Below are 17,027 nucleotides of genomic sequence, written 5' to 3'. Positions count from 1 at the left end.
AGAGAAAACCGCTCGATTTCTTATTTTTTAAAAATGTAAATCGCAATTTCACTCTTATCGGACTTCAAGTCCGATTTCAACTAAAATTTCAATGGTGAAAGTCTGCAGGAACAAGAATGGAGCCTCTCCGAATATCGTCGAAAGTAGGAACTCACACATTTGAACGGAAAGGTTATGATTTGCATTTGGAAAGAAAACGACGATCTGTTTTGTAGGAACTCACACGCAGATTTAATTTTTATAAGATGGATTTTTTTATCTTTTTTAACTTTGGCAAAGCGCTCAAACGATCTTTTGAAAAGTTCATAAAAGGATGGTCTTTCTTTGGCGCTTAAGTGGTTTCCTCTATACGTATTTTTGCGCGAATTCTTTCGACGCGTTCAATTCTTCTTCAATGATTTTTTGAATCGCTTTTGCGTGAATCTTGTCGTTGATTTTTTGAAAGATCGTCACCTCGGGAGAATGAAAGAGAACCAAGGAGACGCTGTAATAATCCAAAGGAGGAAACTCGGAGGAAACGATCGTGTATGTTTTTGTCGAGACGCCCTTGATTCCTTTTCTTTTTACGACCTGTCTGCAGCGGGTCGGGATCGGGCTATCGTAGATCACAAAACGATTACGATCCATCGAAACATTTGTGGAGTTGAAAGAATGGTCGGCGATCATGTATGATCCATAACCCGGAATCGCAAGAACTAAAAAGGCAGTCAGAAGTTCGTCTGCGGATTTGAAATCGAACATCCCGACAAGGATCGTCCCCATAACGTAAAGTAAAACCGGCAGCAGTACAAGGGAGGAAGGATCGTATTTATCGTAGGAAAGAATCGTCCGATTTCCTTTTTTCCGGACGGATAGTTTTTTAGGAATGGGTGAATTCATTATTTTGAATGTTCTTCAGAAGATATACTGAGGAAATTTTCAAAACAACTTTTTCGATTTTATTCTAAGAATTCAAGATTTCTTTTCAGTCGCTCACTCTCCTTTTGTGGATCTTCATTCTCATTCTTGAGCGATTTCAGACGATCGGCGCCGAATTTCAAAGCGATGACGCGGATCCCGACGAGTTAGATCTCCTTTCGGAAACGAACGGTAAACGAAGCATAATGTAACGCGTATTGTATTTTTCTAATGGAGTTTATTTTGAAACTTTTAAATCGAAGACGGAATGCTCTTTTTGTTCGCGACAAAGACGTAGAAGTTCCGTTTTTACGTTTACGGCGCTTTTGCGTTTTTGACCGGACGATCGTCTATAAAATTTCATGAGAGCTCCTGCGTTTGAAGTTTTGAAACAAATCCTAAAGGAAGGGTTTGATTACGGATTTTATCAATTTGGATTTCGATCCAAAGATGATCCCAAATCTTGCAAAGATTCTATGATTTTCATTCGAACGGTTTCGGCTTCCTCTCTGAAATTCAAATCTTGAAAAACGAGAACCTCTTCGGAAGGCTCCAATTGAAACACGATATTGTAAAACTCGTCCGGGCTTTCCGAATCGTGTTCGATTTTGATTTGCACCTCTTTGATTTTCGTTTTTAGAATTTCGATCGTAGGCCTTGTCGGAAAAGGCGTCTGACGTATCTTTGCAAATTTCGAGTCGATCTTAAGCTCCGTGGAATTGAAAGAATAGTGAAGCGTCGAATAGATTGCGAATGCAATGAGCGCCGAGATGACGACAGAAAAGAAGATATCAAAAGGCGAAGTCCATTTCAAACTTTCTCCCAATCCATAATATGAAAAAACGGAAATTCCCAGGAGCAAGAATATGGATACGAATCTTGATTTTCTGTGCGTAAAAACGATTTCCGAATCCGATCTTAGAATCTCGATATCGTCGGTCTTTTTGAAAATCATAAAGTGTGAATTCTTAAACTATATCTTGGATGATTCCAATTCGGTTGAGGACGTTTCACGGATTGAATGTTCTCGCGTATATTCGGTTTTGTTTTTCTGAAAAAATGTTAGGAAAAGCGAGTCCAGGAATCGACGATCCGAGAACCCAAAAAGATCCAAATCGAAATCAGAATCTCGATTCAATCTTCGTAAAGCGCAAAAGGATTTGTAATCACGTCCCAAGAATTCCATCTGTAAAATCTTTCGATCTAGATCCCTTCGATCCTTATTTTTCCGAATCAAGTTTTCTTTTTTGCATACGATTCTTTCCGAATTCTTAATTTTGAAAATTCGTTTAAAGAGCCGAAGCAAACTCCGCGGAGTAACCGTATGTTTCTTCGAAGGCGGCCTTTTGTTCCTCGGCCGCCCAGATTTCCAGAGACGGATCGTATCCCTTGTTTGTTTTTAATAAAAATAGAATCCGATTTTTTTCGATCTTGCAGATAACGTTCGGAACTAAGCCGCCTCGATTTCGATTCAGAGCGGAACTGATTCTTAAGATCGCGGAAAGTTGTCTTACGAGCGTTTGATTCTTCTCCGAAAGCCGGCTGTATTCCCTGTGTTTGACTCGAGGCGTGTTCTTTCTGTGATAACGCGCGGTGAGTGCGATGATTTCGATTTCTAAAAACGTAAACCCCAAAAGCATTTCCGAATTTCGAATCATATAATAACTGTGTTTGTGATACGCGGAATGGGAGATCGACTGTCCGATTTCGTGGAGAAGGGAAGCCGCTTCCAAAAGTTCTCTCTGTTCCTGCCCGAGTTTGTGCAGACTTTTCAGTTGATCGAAGATCTGAAGACTTAAATCCGCCACGTGCCTTGAGTATTCTTCGTCCCTTGAAAAAGAACGCATAAAGTTATGAACGCTCGTCTGACGGATGTCGTCGAGATGTTTGGAATGTTCCGTGCTCTCGAAATGTTCCCATTTTCGGATCGTATCATAGACGATTCCTTCTCTGAGTGCGAATTCGGAAACGGTCAGACTTTGTACGTTGGCGAGATCGAAAATTTCCTCTAGGATGAGAGTTCCGCCGACGATGATGTCAGAACGTTTTGCGTCGAGGCCCGGAATCTTGGCCCGTTTTTTGGATGTGTCGGCTTCCAAGATGAGGTTTCTCATCTTCTTAAATTCTGGGGTGGAGAATTCGAAATTGTTCAAGGAGATTTCTTCCGTTTCTCCTCTCGAAGCAAGGATCATTCCCGCGATCGCTTGGATCGTTCCCGACGAACCGACTACGAGATCGGGTTTTAAATCTCTGAGAATCTTTCGAAACGGAAGAAGCATTTCTTCGATATGAAGTCTACACTTTCGAATGTTCGAGTTGGATAACGTTTCTTCCTTAAAAAATTTTTCGGTAAGTCGGATCGCGCCCAACTTAAAACTTTTTGAGAAGAGTATGTTCCCTCTGTGTCCGACGAGCACTTCCGTGCTACCTCCTCCGATATCGATCATCATGATCTTCCGATCGAAGACCGGGATTCCTTGGAGGATGCCGAAGTAGATCAAACGGGCTTCTTCGTAACCGCTCACTACATCGATGGATATACCGGCTTCTTGATACGCTGCTTCTAAGAATTCTTCCTGATTGGAGGCTTCCCTGAGAGCGCTCGTAGCAACCGCTCTGATCTCGGCGCCTGCGTTTTCCGCGAGGACCTTAAAACGTTTGAGACAATCGATGCCTCGCTTGAAGGATTCGGAATCGATGCCGCCTCCTTCCTGCAGACGATTGCCTAAACGCACCGATTCTTTTTCTCGGGCGACGGCCTCAAATGTTCCATTCGCCCGAACCCGAACGATGATCATGTGGAATGAATTGGTGCCAAGATCGATGGCGGCGAGAGGTTTTTCCTGAACCATGGTTGAACAGATTGCTTTCCTCCTAAAATCGAATCCAGCTTAATTTGTTTTCTCATTTTTTTGTTTTGCAGTTGCCGGGAACCCAACCGTTGAAATTATTGAAACCGTTCAAATAGGAAAGTTCTGCAGGAATTCCCGGTTTTAACAGATAATAAAGATAAATAACCTCCGCGGTTGAAAGGTACACGAAATGATATTTGATAATCTCTATGCCCTGTTTTCCAATGATATGGGAATTGACCTGGGGACGGCAAATACACTGGTGCATGTGAAAGGACAGGGGATCGTTCTTTCGGAGCCATCGGTAGTTGCGGTTCACGCGGCGACCGGAAAGGTGCTCGCAGTAGGGCAGGAAGCAAAACGGATGCTGGGAAGAACCCCGGGTGAGATTGTCGCGATCCGTCCGATGAAAGACGGTGTGATCGCCGACTTCGAAACCGTGGAAAAGATGATCCGCTATTTTATCGCGAAAGTGCACAACCGCACCACTTTCGTAAAACCTAGAATCGTGATCGGAGTTCCGTCCGGAATCACCGAGGTGGAAAGACGCGCCGTTCGCGAGTCCGCGGAACAAGCAGGTGCGAGAGAAATATTCTTAATCGAAGAAGCGCTTGCGGCTGCGATCGGAGCTAACATCCCGATCAACGAACCTGCGGGAAACATGATCGTGGATATCGGCGGTGGAACCACTGAGATCGCAGTCATTTCTCTCGGGGGAATGGTAATCGCAGAATCCATTCGTACCGGTGGGGACGAGTTCGACGAAGCGATCATCAAATATCTCAGAAACCAATACAACCTGGTGGTCGGGGAAAGAACCGCGGAAGATATCAAACTTACGATCGGAAACGCGTATCCGGAAAAGAAAGCGGAGACGATGGAAGTGCGAGGCCGCGACGCCATCTCCGGACTTCCAAGAACTCTCGAGTTAGAATCCAACGAAATCAGAAAGGCGTTAAAAGAGCCGACCGACGAAATCTTAGACGGAATCAAACGAGTTCTGGAAAGAACTCCGCCCGAGCTCGCATCGGACATCGTGGAAAGAGGAATCGTTCTTACCGGAGGCGGTTGTCTCCTTCGAGGACTCGAGACCTACCTTTCCAAGGAAACCGGAGTTCCCGTTTTCCGTGCGGAGAATCCTTTGACCTGTGTGGTTCTCGGGACCGGAAAGTATCTCGACGAGTTGAAATACATCAAACCGGGAATCCGCTAAGACGTTCTAAAAAGAACACGACTAAGAATCCGGAACGAAGTCTTCCTTCCGGAAAGAAAGCGGGAGTGCAAAAGAAGATTCGATGTTATGGTTTCAACTCAGCCGAAGCAAAGAGACGGTCTCACTCCTCTTTTGTGTTTTATTCTCCATCCTTTCCCTAACATTTAGAAGCAACGTAATCGTTCGAGGAATCGCGAGCTTTCAAAGAGTGGGCGATATCGTATCGGGTTCCATCGATTCCTTCGGCGGATTTTTCAAAGGCGCATACAATAAGTTAGAATCGTTTGAAACCGTTCGCAAAGAAAGGGATTCTTGCGTCGCCGTTATGGAGGACTACAAACTTCTTCCTCAAGATTTGGAAAAAGCAAATCGTGAGAATGATACTCTTCGAAAGGAACTTCGATTTCAGAGTCGTCAGAAATACGCAAGCCTCAAAGCCGAAGTTTTATCCGTTCGTCTTAACTCCATCTATAGAACCATCATCATCGACAAGGGCGCCGACGCGGGACTGAAACCTTATATGCCCGTGACCGCAAGGGCCGTGGATCAAAAAGGCGCCATCATAGAAGCGTTAGTCGGAAAGGTGATCGCCGTCACCGGAGGATCCGCGGTCGTTCAGCCGCTCATCAATTCCAACTTCAATATGGGAGTGGCGATGCCCGATACGAATCTTTGGGCCAATCTTTCCGGAAACTCCGGAAGAGGAACGGAAGCTCTCTTGAATTATATAGACAGTGGAATCATCATCGATCCGAGGGTCTTTGGAGAATATCCGATGGGACCGAGCGAGATGATCCAATACACCGAGTCTTTGAGTAAGATCGGAAAACCGGTTTATACTTCCGGAGGCGGCGGCGTTTTCCCTGCTGGAATTCCGGTCGGAGTGATCACGGAGGAAGGACCGCGTAACGGAAGTTTTAAAAGCGCATATCTCAAACCCTTTGTTCGTTTCGAAATGCTCGAGAGCGTAACGATTCTTTTGAAACTTCCGGAAAAATGGCTCGAGACTTGGCCGGAAGGACAGAATATCACGATCGAAAATCCTTACTTCGGGGAGCTCAATTATCCGGGAGAGGATCGTCAAAAAGAGAATCAATCGAAAAATCCTCTTTCGCCTAACGACAATAAGCCGCAGACGAACGTCCCGAAAAATCCGGGCGCGGCTCCGAGCGAGGACGACCTGCAATGATCTTAGAAAAACTCGTTATCGCGGGCGGAATCCTGATTGCGCACTTCTTAAACGGTTCCAATCTTTTCGAGATCGGATCCGCGATCAAACCGGACTTTATGATTCTTCTCGTGCTTTTTTTCGCGCTCCGAAGAGGTCCTCTTTACGGACTCTGGATCGGATTTTTCGGAGGGCTTTTGACCGACTCCGGACTCGGGGGAGAGATTACGACGGGCAACGTGGTCGCATACAAGATCGGTCTTCATTCTTTGACGTTTTGTCTGATCGGATATTTGGTCGGCAAGTTTGCGCGTTCCGCGTATCACGAGAATTATCTTTCGATCACGATCTATTCTTTGTTGATCACTTTTATCACGAGAGTCGCGACGTATTATCTATTCTCTCTTTTCTTTCACGAGAATATGAGTTATTCCTTATTTTTCACTTCGATCTTCAACGCTCTGATCGCACCCGCGTTCTTTTACGCTTTGACTTGGATCTATCAATTGGATCACATGGGGGACGCGTAAGTTGTTAGGCGGAGCGCAGTCTGCGTCGGAATACCGTCTTGAAAGAAGTTTCCGTCTTCGTCTTTATATCTTTTCGGGGCTCGTAGTTTTTACGTTAGCCGCGTTTATCTTTCAGTTATTCAATCTTCAGATTTTCAACGGAACGGATAACGCGCTCAAGGCGGAGAAGTTCGTAAGAAAGAGCGAGATCATGCCGGCGGCTAGAGGTCAGATGTTCGATCGAAACTTTCTCACGCCGGAAACTTCGATGGCGCTCGTGTCCAATTATTCTTCTTTGGACGCGATTTTAAACACTTCGCTTTTCAAATACGATCCCGCGACGGTAAAGGCGTTTATTCACGAATTCGCGAGAACCCTTTCGATTCCGATTTCGTATTACGAAGACGAACTCATAGAACCCAGATTCTCCAGAAATCTCAAATCCAAAAAACCGATCGTCCTCTTGGAAGGGATCACGACCGCTCAACAGGAAAGAATATCAGTATTCGATAATATATCAAAGTACATCATTCTTCTTCCTTCCCCGAGAAGAATCTACAAGATGGGGCCCGCGCTCGCGCACGTGACGGGTTATATCGGAAAACCGACTCGGGACGATCTTGTGGCCGGAGAAATCAAATCGTATCAATTCCTCGGAAAAAACGGATTGGAATTGGAATACGATTCCGAACTCAGAGGTCTCGACGGTTTTAGAATTCAGAAAAGAAGCTCCGAAGGCAATATCGAGGAAGAAAGGGTCGTAGAGCATTCTTCCCCCGGAAACAATTTGGTTCTTACCATCGACAAGGATATTCAGATCGCCGCGCATAAGGCTCTCAAAGGAAGCAGAGGGACCGCGATCGCGATCAAGGTTGCGACCGGTGAAATTCTCGCGATGGCTTCCAATCCGAGTTACGATCCGAACATACTTTCCGGAAAAAACAAAGCGGATCGAACCAGTCATTTCAAAAGGGTGAAGGACAACGGAGGATTTTTAAATCTTGCGATCCAGTCCAAGTTTCCTCCAGCTTCAACATACAAGACGTTAGTCGCTCTTGCGGCGTTGGAAAGCCAGCACAAGATCGGTTATACTCCGGAGACTTCGTATTCCTGTAACGGAAGTTTTGTTTTGAAGTCCACGTTCGCCGGAGTTCCGGACCAGGTGTTTATGTGTTGGGAAAAGGGCGGTCACGGAACCAACGACCTCGCACACGCTCTTCAAAAATCCTGTTCGGTTTATTTTTACAATCTCGGATACAAGCTCGGGTCGGACGCGATTCTCAACTATTCGAGGCTTTTCGGATTGGATAGTAAGTCCAAGGTGGACCTTCCGGGAGAGATCACAGGCTTTGTCCCTTCCTCCGCTTGGAAAAAAAGGACGTACGGAACGAAGTGGTTCGACGGGGATACGATCAACTTGTCGATCGGACAGGGATTTATTTCTTCGACTCCAATGGGAATGGCTATGTTCTATATGGGCCTTCTCAACCGAGGTCAGATCTATCAACCCTACGTCGTGAGTGAGATTCGAGATCCGGTGGATAATTCGATCATCAATCGGACGACTCCTCAGATTTTAAAGGACATTCCGATCAATCAGTCTTCCGTGGAAGCGATCAAAGAAGGATTGAAACTCGTGGTCAAGAGCGGGACCGCGGCTTACGTTTTGAACAAACCGTTCTTACCGGACATCGCCGGAAAAACCGGAACGGCTCAGACAAGAAGAAGGGGAGCTTCCGGATCCAACCACGCTTGGTTCGTGGGATACGCGCCGGCGAATGCTCCCGCCAGCGAACAGGTGTTAATCGTAGTTTTCGTGGAATACGGAGTGGGCGGAGCCGCCGGAGCGGCCCCGGTCGCAAGAGAAATGTTTCACGCGGCCTTTCCGCCGGGAACGTTCAAAAAATCGCAGGACGTAGCCCCGCCTTCTTCGCCGACGTCAGGGCAGGAGGGAGCTCTTGAAGCCAGATAAGTCCATAGAAAAGATAGATTACTTTTTGGTGATCTCGGTAGTAATCGTAGTTCTCTGCAGCGTATTGACTCTTTACAGCCAGGAGATCAACTTCGAAGACGGTCCCGGAAAATGGTATAGACAACTCTTTTATTTTATCATCGGCCTTGTGATCATGTATTTCGTATCCAGGATCAACTATCAGTTGTTAGGCGCGTATGCCGTGGTCATCTACGTGTTCACGGTGTTTCTATTGATGATCACTCTGATTCCGGGGATCGGACATTTACCGTCCGGAAGGGGGGCCCGTTCCTGGTTGAAGATAGGACCGATCGGGATTCAGGCGTCCGAGTTTGCGAAGTTATCCACGGTGATTCTTCTGGGACAATTTATGGTCCTGAAGGAAAAGGACATGAAGAACATCGCGGTCCTTTCGATTCCTTTCGTGATCGTGATCGTTCCGATGATCTTCATTCTATTGCAACCGGACTTCGGAACCGCGGTTTCCTTTTTACCGATCCTTTTTACGATGCTCTTTCTCGGAGGAGCGGACATCCTTCACATAGGATCCCTTTTGACGTTAGGCGGAATCACGCTCATGATTCCTATGTTCGTGGAATATTCGAGGCTGACACTGATCAACGATATCACCGACTTTTTGCAAAGAACCGGAAAGACGGATCTTCTATCCGTCGTAAATCGGCTCGGAGGAAAGATCTGGCTCGCGCTTGACGGAAAGGATCTGAAGGCGGCGAACTTGACGCCGAAGACGTTAAACGCGCTCAGAGAAGTCGTGGATCAGGTCGTGGAGTTGGAAGGCGGATTTTTCTTTAAGATTTTTTCCAATCAAAAGCTGCTTTTGACGTTCGGAGGAATCTTTTTACTCGCGAGTCTCGTGATGGTGGGAATCCGGATCGCGAGGGGAAGCAGAACATTAAGACAATATTATATTCCTCTGGGAATTTTGGGGATCAGTCTGATCTCGGCGGTCGTCGTGATGAAGACCGTACCTTTCAGAGAAAACCAAGTCGTAAGATTGACCGCATTCTTAAATCCCGAAGAATTCAAACAAGGCGCCGGTTATCAATTGCGCGCGTCCAAACCCGCGGTAGGTTCCGGAAGATTTTTCGGAAAAGGTCTGATGAACGCCGAGATGACCGAAGGGAGAATTCCGCACGTTCCCGAAGCGAGCACCGATTTTATCTTCGCGTCCTGGGCGGAACAGACCGGATTTTTGGGATCCGTGTTTTTGTTATTCTTTTTATTTTCCATACCGTTACGCGGTCTTCAGATCAGTTACGAGAGCAAGGACCGATTCGGATCCTTGCTTGCGTCCGGAATCGTCGCGCTTCTTTTTTATCACATGGCGATCAACATCGGCATCGTGATCGGACTTATGCCCGTGACCGGAATTCCCTTGTCCTTTATGAGTTATGGAGGATCTCACTTGATCATGTCGATGACTGCGGTGGGGATTATTCTCTCGATCAAAAGCCGCAAACACGCAAACTGATCTTACGGAATTTTGCGGGCGGTTCCGCTCGAATCTTCGGAAGAAAAAGTTGTCCGGAAAAAACGAGCGGACCGGGCTGACTTCAGGTTCGCACACCGTGCTCATCCTTTGCGCGGATCCGATGTTCTGTTTCTCTCGTGATTCTACTTTGTGTTTTAGAAAATGGCAAAGGACGCTTCGCGCCTTCCGTATCCCTACCGCTTGGATTTCCTTACATTCGAAAAAGTCTTCCGATGAAAAAGTCGTTTAAACCACCTTGCTTCCCGTTTCATTGAATGGAAATACGGCCAGTTCAGTTGGTCCTTTTAGAAAATCGCGCCGATTTCGATTTAAGCCGGCGATAAGAGGCGCAAAAAAGTAGGAACTCCTTCGTTTTCGAACCGGACAAAAACTTTGAGAAAGACAGAAACAAAGCCGTTTGGTGAAGATCAAATCTCTCAGAAAATTCTTCGAAAAGGCCGATAATAAAGATACTTCTATGGATCCGGTAAAAGACTCTCGATTCTTCTTCGACTTAAAACATAAGTTCGAATCCATTTTGGAAGAAGTCGAAAAAAAGACCTTTGATCAAAAGGACGAGATTCGGGAGCTGGAGACCCTTTGGGACGAAATGTTCAGCCTCGCGGGGAAGAACGATTCTCCTTACTTTCAGATTCGTCTCAAATCCCTAAAAAAGCAACTGGATACTTTCGTAAAAAATAAGGGTTACGAAAAAAACGAATTCGATCGAATCTTTCATCAGCTCGGAAAGATGAAACGGACGGACTCGGTGGAGTTCTTGGACGAAACCCTAAAGAACCGTCTCGAAAAAATTGCGGGAAATCATTATTCGCCTGGAGATATGATTTCTTCGGGTGTGGTGATTCCTTCCTCCACAAATCAAAAGGGAAAACAATACATCACGTTTCGGTGCGGAACGATCTACTTTATCACGGACCATTCTTCTTACACCATTCTCAAGGATTTGGATCGGAGAAAAAATACGGTGGAATACAAGGGCGTGGTTCATCGGATTTTTCCGAGTCCTTCCGTCTACGGACTTTCGGAAGAGGAATACAGAACCGAAAGTTTTTTGACGATGAGTCTGCTTGCTCTCAAAAGGGAAGGCGGCTTTGAATTCTATCGTTTTGACGCGTTAGGCGAAATTGTTCAGCTCAACGAGGGAACGTTTCGAAAAGGACTAAAGCCCCTCGAGAACTCCGGCATTTTCGGGAACGAAAATAGAATCCGTAGCTATTTTAGAAAGGCCGGAATTCGCTACTACTATATCCCTTCCGCAAGATTTTCACTCTAACTTAGAAAAGACGGTTCCGGCCGCTCGGGTGGAGATTCTCTGATACTTCGCATATGCCGCGACGAGAGAGGATCGAATCGCCTTTTTATCCTTTAATCCCGATTTCGCAACGGTTGCGGCTAACGCTTCCAGCAGATACGCTTCGGGCGCCATAAACGTCCTTGTCATAGCCATCTGAGGAACAAAAAGGGAACGTAGGACCGGGCCGAAGTATTTTTCGCTTTCACACGCGAGTACCACGGCCGGTTTGGAAGAAGCCGATTTTAGTCTTCGAATATCGGGAGGGAATCGATCCATCAGACGATCGTGTCCCGCCCAGACGACCAAATCGACGTTCGAAATCGAGTTTCCGGCCGCGTTTAAGAAGTCGATTAACGCGTCGTCGATCCTATCTCCCGCATACGCGTGTAAGATAAGAATCACTTTTGTTTCTCCTTTTTTCGGAGTTCTTTCTAAGATGAGATTTCTTAAAATCGGAGAAGACGAGTTTTCGTCCTTTCTTTCCAACACTTTGAATCCGCGGGACCTTTTTAAAAAAGATTCCGCGCCGAAAGCGCCTCCCCAATAGAGGTTTCCTTCCAGAGAACGAGGATCTCCCGCTTTCCCTTTTCCGCAGGCGAGTTGTGCTCCGTTACAGAGGGGAACGAAAACTTCTATGGTGAAGGCCTCGATCGAGAAAGACAAAAAAAGAAGAAGGAAGACGAGGATAACGTGAATCCGGGCCGAATGTTTGTGAAATCGAATTTTCTGTTTCCTGAATGAGAGGTAAAAGTAATGTTTCATTTTTTGCGATTCTAACCGTATGACTTGTTATTTTTTATGAAAGGACTTTCGAATTTTACTGAGAACAAAGATTCTTCACCGTTAACAGGAATCGCGAAGAGATTCTTCTTTCAAACGTCGATTCTTTTGCTTTTATATGCTGCTCTTAAAGTTGTTTTTTTTATTTAGTTTTCTTGCCATTATGAAATAATCGCCATCCTCTTCTCTTGGGGTCTTCCTGTTATCCTTCTCAAAGAGCCATACCCAGAATCCGGGTCCGCTATAGTATTTATGGCTATGGAGTAAGGTATCCCGCTCCAAGTGTTCTCGCATTCGACTCCGCTAAGTCGTATCGTTCTTTCTCACTGCCTTTTTCAACTAGGAATGTCCCTATATTCCAATAGATTTCTCCGGTTTTGTCTCCTGAGAGTTTGAAGTGATGAGAATCGATATTTATAAATGAATTATCGCGAGACATTTTTATTAGAGTTACTTGTTCGTTTTTTGACAGAGGCGGATAAATCACAGGTATTTCTTCATAAAGGTTATAGGCGACTCTCGGTCCGCATTGGCAGCAACAATAGAAGATTCCAAAAATGAAGAGTTGAATTATGGTCTTTCTGATTTTCATTTCCACCTCAAGGATGTGGCTCTACTTTAGAAAACGATCTGTAATTTCGGAAATCCGTTCTTATCTATCGAACAACAAGTTTTTGTCACGCATCATAAATCCGGAGAAAACTTCGATCTATATTGCAGGAATGAAGATTATAAAAGGCCCTTTGCGCGGATCGATTTGCAAAAACAAATTTTGGAGCGATTCTTTACAAAAGAATCTCTTGTATGAGTTCCAACAGTCGTCAAGGGATTCGGCTTTGGGGGAGCTTGGGATCGTTTCCAGAGAGCGTGTGAGTTCCCACATTCTTAAATTTTGGATAAATTCTAAAATGAAAAAAGACGATGGTGAATTTGAAAGATGGGAAAAAAGGAAAGTCCCGGAGAAAAATTCTCCGGGAGGGAAGGAATCAGTCTTCTGAATCTTCCAGGAGGTTATTTAGACTTTCTACAAGAACTTCGACTTCTACACCATATCCCATACAAACTTGCTCGATGGTTTCGAGCTCGTTGATGGAGCAGTGAGAACAACCGCCTAAATGATAACTTGAAAAAACAAGCCCTGCTTCCGGGTGAACGGACATTGCCTCACCCACCGTCATTTCCTTATAAAATCTTGGCTTGACCACTTCTGTCATTGAATATCTCCTATCACTAAAATACTCGAGGGAAACTTTTTCGCGAAGTATTTTGCTCCTGCTAAACGGGAAAATCACCGGCTGGATTCTCGTTTCTCGAACGAAACCATCTCTCCAGTGCAGTAGCTTCCAATATATAGACCTGGGAAAGAAAGTCAAGAGCTATGTTTTTTGAAGAAACCGGAAGATTTTACATTCGTATCGAGGAAAGATTTGAATCCTCCCATTACCTTTACCGGTATTTCCCGGACGGTTCAGACGAGCCGATTCACGGCCATTCCTGGAAGGTGGAACTTTTTCTTTCGGGAACGAAGAACATCGGTGAAGACGGGATTAGTTTCGATTTTCTCACTTCCAAACAAAAACTCAAGGAATTGGTCGGGAAACTGGATCACATTCTCATCAACGATTTGGAAGAATTTAAAAAAATAAATCCCACATCCGAAAACATCGCGCGCTGGTTTTACCACTATCTCAAAGAAAGTGTTCGCTCTGCCGGCGGCAAAGTCGATCGAATCGTGATCCACGAAGGTCCGGAAAACCTAGCGTATTTCGAGCCGGCTTGAGTGATTTCCCGAGCGATCCGCGGATGAATCGCACGATTCGAGCACTTCCGTTCGCTTCTGGCAAATTCGGAAAATCTTTGTCGGAATTCCGACATCTGCAAGAGAGACTTTTTACTTGCAAGGATGAGGTTTTTCTGATAGAGCAAAATCTGCCGATTTTTTCCCGCCACCTCTCCTCCTCCACCCAATCAGGGTGGGGCCGCATGCTTTCACGAAAGGACTTCGTTGTTACGACAAATTTTCCAAAAGATGAGAGCTTTGCAGATTAGGTTTTCCTCGTAAGGAAAGGTTCTTCCGTTCGTTTCTTTGGATTAGAATTTCAAAGAAAGAAGATAACCCGCGAGGATGAGTGTAAATCCAAGACTAAAGAAGAATCCGATCTTCACCGGTTTCGTATGGGTTTTGTAGCCGGACAAAAAAATATGCAACGTGAGAAAACCTATCGCGACGGTTTCCGCGATCAAGGTGGCGACCACCGCAGGTTGCGGGCCGTAAAATAAAATTAGAATCGAAGGAAGAAAGCCTAAGAAACTCATAAAGGCCCCCGTCGTGATCCACATCATAAGAATCAAACGGGATTGTCTTTCATCCGGAAACTGGAAGAATCCGACCGCGGCTCCCACGATCAACTGATGAATCAGGCCGTGAAGCGTATAAAGAGTTCCGGAGAGAATGAGAATGATTTCGGCCGTGTGGATATGTTCGAATGAGTTCAATGGAGTGTTCTCGGATTTATTTTTTCCTAAACATACGCAGGCGTCCTCGTTCCTCAATCAAAATTCATGTTGACCCGACCTTTCGAAAAAAATGTAATAGAGTCCTAAAAATAAAGAATAGAGATTTTTTCATGTATCAAGAGCTTTGGGCGCCTTCCTCTCAACAAATCGAATCCTCCAATTTAACCCGCTATCAAAAATTCTTAAAGGAAACGAAAGGACTTCAGTTTGCGAACTTCGAAGAACTGCGCTCCTGGTCCGTAAAGGACATAGGAGCTTTTTGGGAAAGTATCTGGAACTTTTCCGGTTTTGTTTATTCCAAACCCTACGAGACCGCTTTTCAAAAAGCTGAGAATTTTACGGAATCCCGTTTTTTTCCCGGAGCCAAACTCAACTTTGCTGAAAATCTTCTTCGAAGAAAGGACTCTTTTCCGGCCTTGATCTACAGAGGCGAAGACGGGTCGAGAAGAGAGATCAGTTACGCGGAATTGCGGAGTTACGTGGGAGCTCTTGCAAAGGATCTCAAAAAGAGGGGAGTCGTTCCCGGAGATCGAGTCGTGGGATTGATGCCTAACGTTCCCGAGACCGTGATCGCGATGCTCGCCGCCGCTTCGATCGGAGCGATCTGGAGTTCTTGTTCCCCCGATTTCGGAGCGAAAGGTGTGCTTGATCGTTTTGGACAGATCGAACCCAAGATCCTTTTTACCACGGATCGATATTCTTTTAAGGGAAAGGATCTTTCTTTGGCGGAGAATCTGACCCAGATTCTTTCTTCGATTCCTTCTCTGGAAGCCGTGATCGTTTCCGATTATAAAAACGGATTTCTACATTTTAAGAATCAAACAAGCACGTCCCTGCCGGAGAATTTTCCGAAAAAGAATATTCAATTTTTAGAAAGTATTCTTCGGGAGAATTTCGGAACCGAACCCGAGTTTTTTCAGGCAGGAATGGATCATCCAGTTTATATCATGTATTCTTCCGGAACTACGGGTCTTCCGAAATGTATGGTCCAAGGCGCCGGAGTTCTTCTCAATCACTGGAAGGAACTCGTTCTTCATACCGATCTTAAGGAAAACGAAAGAATTTTTTATTATACGACCTGCGGTTGGATGATGTGGAACTGGCTTGTGAGTTCTTTGTCCGTCGGAGCGACCGTCGTTTTGTTTGACGGAAATCCGTTTCATCCGGGTCCGGAAATTCTATTTCAAATCGCTTCGGAAGAAAAGATCAATGTTTTCGGGGTCGGAGCGAAATACATTCTTACTTTGGAAAAGTCGGGATTTCAACCGAAGGGATTTGACCTTTCTCCTATGAGGGCCGTTCTTTCCACCGGTTCCCCTTTGACTTCTTCCGGATTTCAATACGTGTATCAAAATTGGAAGTCGGATCTTCAACTTTCCTCGATTTCGGGGGGAACCGATCTCAACGGATGTTTTGCGTTGGGAAATCCGATTCTTCCCGTGCACGCGGGCGAGATTCAGTGCAGAGGTCTCGGGATGGACGTGGAGATCTGGAACGAATCAGGAAAGTCCGTAACCGAAGACAAGGGGGAGCTCGTATGCAAACAACCGTTTCCTTCGATGCCACTTTCTTTTTGGAAGGATCCGGAAGGAAAAAAATATAAGTCCGCTTATTTCGAAACATTCCCCGGAGTTTGGTGTCACGGAGACTTTGCGGAACTCAAGAAGAACGGAGGTCTTGTCGTCTACGGACGTTCGGACGCGACTCTCAATCCGGGCGGGGTAAGAATCGGAACCGCCGATCTCTACAGTCTGATCGAGACGTTTCCGGAAATCGCGGATTCGGTCGTCATCGGTCAGGATTGGAAAGAGGACGTAAGAATCGTTCTGTTCCTCAAGATGGTCGGTGGGAAAACTTTGGAAGACTCCCTCGTCCGAACTCTCAAAAAGGAGATCCGAGACAAGGTTTCTCCGAGACACGTTCCATCCAAGATCGTTTCCGTTTTAGATATTCCTTATACGATCAACATGAAAAAAGTGGAAATCGCCGTAAAAAGGACCGTACAAGGAGAGCCGGTTACCAACAAAGAAGCCTTGAGTAATCCGGAATCTTTAGAATATTATAAAAATATAAAAGAGTTGAACGAGGACTAAAAAACTTAGACCGAAGGAAAACTTTTCGACCGATTCAATCCGAGAATCTTAACGGAGTATATTTTTAGGAAGATTTAAGAAAGAATTCTCCGAAAATTGCAAAAGATTCGGACTTGAAGTCCGTTTTCAAGATTTTATTAGAAAACGGATCGCGGTCGAAATTCCGACAAGACTGAAATCGGGAAACGTTTTTGAAAAAAAATACCCCATTTTGTGACG

General features: G+C 45.4%; 14 protein-coding genes. 8 read left to right on the top strand and 6 right to left on the bottom strand.

Annotated elements, in window-relative coordinates; translation table 11 throughout:
- Window positions 1–345 precede the first annotated feature (345 nt).
- The 3 genes from CH376_RS11640 to CH376_RS11625 all read right to left on the bottom strand — a co-directional run bounded on the left by CH376_RS11640 (window position 346) and on the right by CH376_RS11625 (window position 3,749).
- Window positions 346–879: a hypothetical protein gene (locus CH376_RS11640; RefSeq protein WP_100786249.1), complete on the bottom strand. Its 534-nt coding sequence runs from the start codon at window positions 877–879 to the stop codon at window positions 346–348.
- A gap of 445 nt (window positions 880–1,324) precedes the next feature.
- A complete protein-coding gene (locus CH376_RS11635; protein ID WP_100786248.1) occupies window positions 1,325–1,852 on the bottom strand; it encodes a hypothetical protein in 528 nt (175 codons plus the stop codon).
- Between the two features lie 334 nt (window positions 1,853–2,186).
- Window positions 2,187–3,749 (bottom strand): Ppx/GppA phosphatase family protein, encoded by a 1,563-nt coding sequence (locus tag CH376_RS11625; RefSeq protein ID WP_100786246.1) that lies wholly within the window; start codon window positions 3,747–3,749, stop codon window positions 2,187–2,189.
- A 190-nt stretch (window positions 3,750–3,939) separates the two neighbouring features.
- Here CH376_RS11625 and CH376_RS11620 point away from each other — a divergent pair, with 190 nt between their 5' ends.
- The 6 genes from CH376_RS11620 (at window position 3,940) to CH376_RS11585 (ending at window position 11,397) form a co-directional block, all read left to right on the top strand.
- Complete coding sequence (locus CH376_RS11620; RefSeq protein WP_010574148.1) at window positions 3,940–4,962, top strand: rod shape-determining protein; 1,023 nt, start codon at window positions 3,940–3,942, stop codon at window positions 4,960–4,962.
- Window positions 4,963–5,044: 82 nt separating this feature from the next.
- A complete protein-coding gene (gene mreC / locus CH376_RS11615; RefSeq protein WP_100786245.1) occupies window positions 5,045–6,151 on the top strand; it encodes a rod shape-determining protein MreC in 1,107 nt (368 codons plus the stop codon).
- On the top strand, window positions 6,148–6,660 hold the full coding sequence (gene mreD, locus CH376_RS11610) for a rod shape-determining protein MreD (protein WP_100788104.1): 513 nt from the start codon (window positions 6,148–6,150) through the stop codon (window positions 6,658–6,660). The genes mreC and mreD overlap by 4 nt, the downstream gene beginning before the upstream one ends.
- Before the next feature lies 1 nt (window position 6,661).
- Window positions 6,662–8,611: a penicillin-binding protein 2 gene (mrdA, locus tag CH376_RS11605; protein ID WP_100786243.1), complete on the top strand. Its 1,950-nt coding sequence runs from the start codon at window positions 6,662–6,664 to the stop codon at window positions 8,609–8,611.
- Window positions 8,598–10,103: a rod shape-determining protein RodA gene (gene rodA / locus CH376_RS11600; RefSeq protein WP_100786242.1), complete on the top strand. Its 1,506-nt coding sequence runs from the start codon at window positions 8,598–8,600 to the stop codon at window positions 10,101–10,103. The genes mrdA and rodA overlap by 14 nt, the downstream gene beginning before the upstream one ends.
- Window positions 10,104–10,581: 478 nt before the next feature.
- Complete coding sequence (locus tag CH376_RS11585; protein WP_100786323.1) at window positions 10,582–11,397, top strand: hypothetical protein; 816 nt, start codon at window positions 10,582–10,584, stop codon at window positions 11,395–11,397.
- Here CH376_RS11585 and CH376_RS11580 read toward each other — a convergent pair.
- Together CH376_RS11580 and CH376_RS11565 are read right to left on the bottom strand one after the other, a co-directional pair.
- Window positions 11,389–12,180 (bottom strand): hypothetical protein, encoded by a 792-nt coding sequence (locus tag CH376_RS11580; protein WP_100786239.1) that lies wholly within the window; start codon window positions 12,178–12,180, stop codon window positions 11,389–11,391. The two genes, CH376_RS11585 and CH376_RS11580, sit on opposite strands and share 9 nt — an antisense overlap.
- 1,004 nt (window positions 12,181–13,184) lie before the next feature.
- Complete coding sequence (locus CH376_RS11565) at window positions 13,185–13,412, bottom strand: DUF1858 domain-containing protein (RefSeq protein ID WP_069607990.1); 228 nt, start codon at window positions 13,410–13,412, stop codon at window positions 13,185–13,187.
- Between the two features lie 164 nt (window positions 13,413–13,576).
- Here CH376_RS11565 and CH376_RS11560 point away from each other — a divergent pair, with 164 nt between their 5' ends.
- Window positions 13,577–13,978, top strand: coding sequence for a 6-pyruvoyl trahydropterin synthase family protein (locus CH376_RS11560; protein WP_100786236.1), 402 nt, complete (start codon window positions 13,577–13,579; stop codon window positions 13,976–13,978).
- 311 nt (window positions 13,979–14,289) lie between these two features.
- On the opposite strand, the gene CH376_RS11550 is transcribed toward CH376_RS11560, so the two are convergent.
- Complete coding sequence (locus CH376_RS11550; protein WP_100786322.1) at window positions 14,290–14,694, bottom strand: hypothetical protein; 405 nt, start codon at window positions 14,692–14,694, stop codon at window positions 14,290–14,292.
- A gap of 131 nt (window positions 14,695–14,825) precedes the next feature.
- Between CH376_RS11550 and CH376_RS11545 the strand changes: the two genes are divergently transcribed.
- The gene (locus CH376_RS11545; protein ID WP_100786234.1) at window positions 14,826–16,808 is read left to right on the top strand and encodes an acetoacetate--CoA ligase; all 1,983 of its coding nucleotides are present in this window, start codon (window positions 14,826–14,828) and stop codon (window positions 16,806–16,808) included.
- Window positions 16,809–17,027 lie beyond the last annotated feature (219 nt).

It is taken from the genome of Leptospira adleri, assembly GCF_002811985.1.
Taxonomy (GTDB): domain Bacteria; phylum Spirochaetota; class Leptospiria; order Leptospirales; family Leptospiraceae; genus Leptospira; species Leptospira adleri.
The sequence above is the reverse complement of the archived record's forward strand: the minus strand, read 5'-3'. Positions and strand labels throughout refer to the sequence as shown.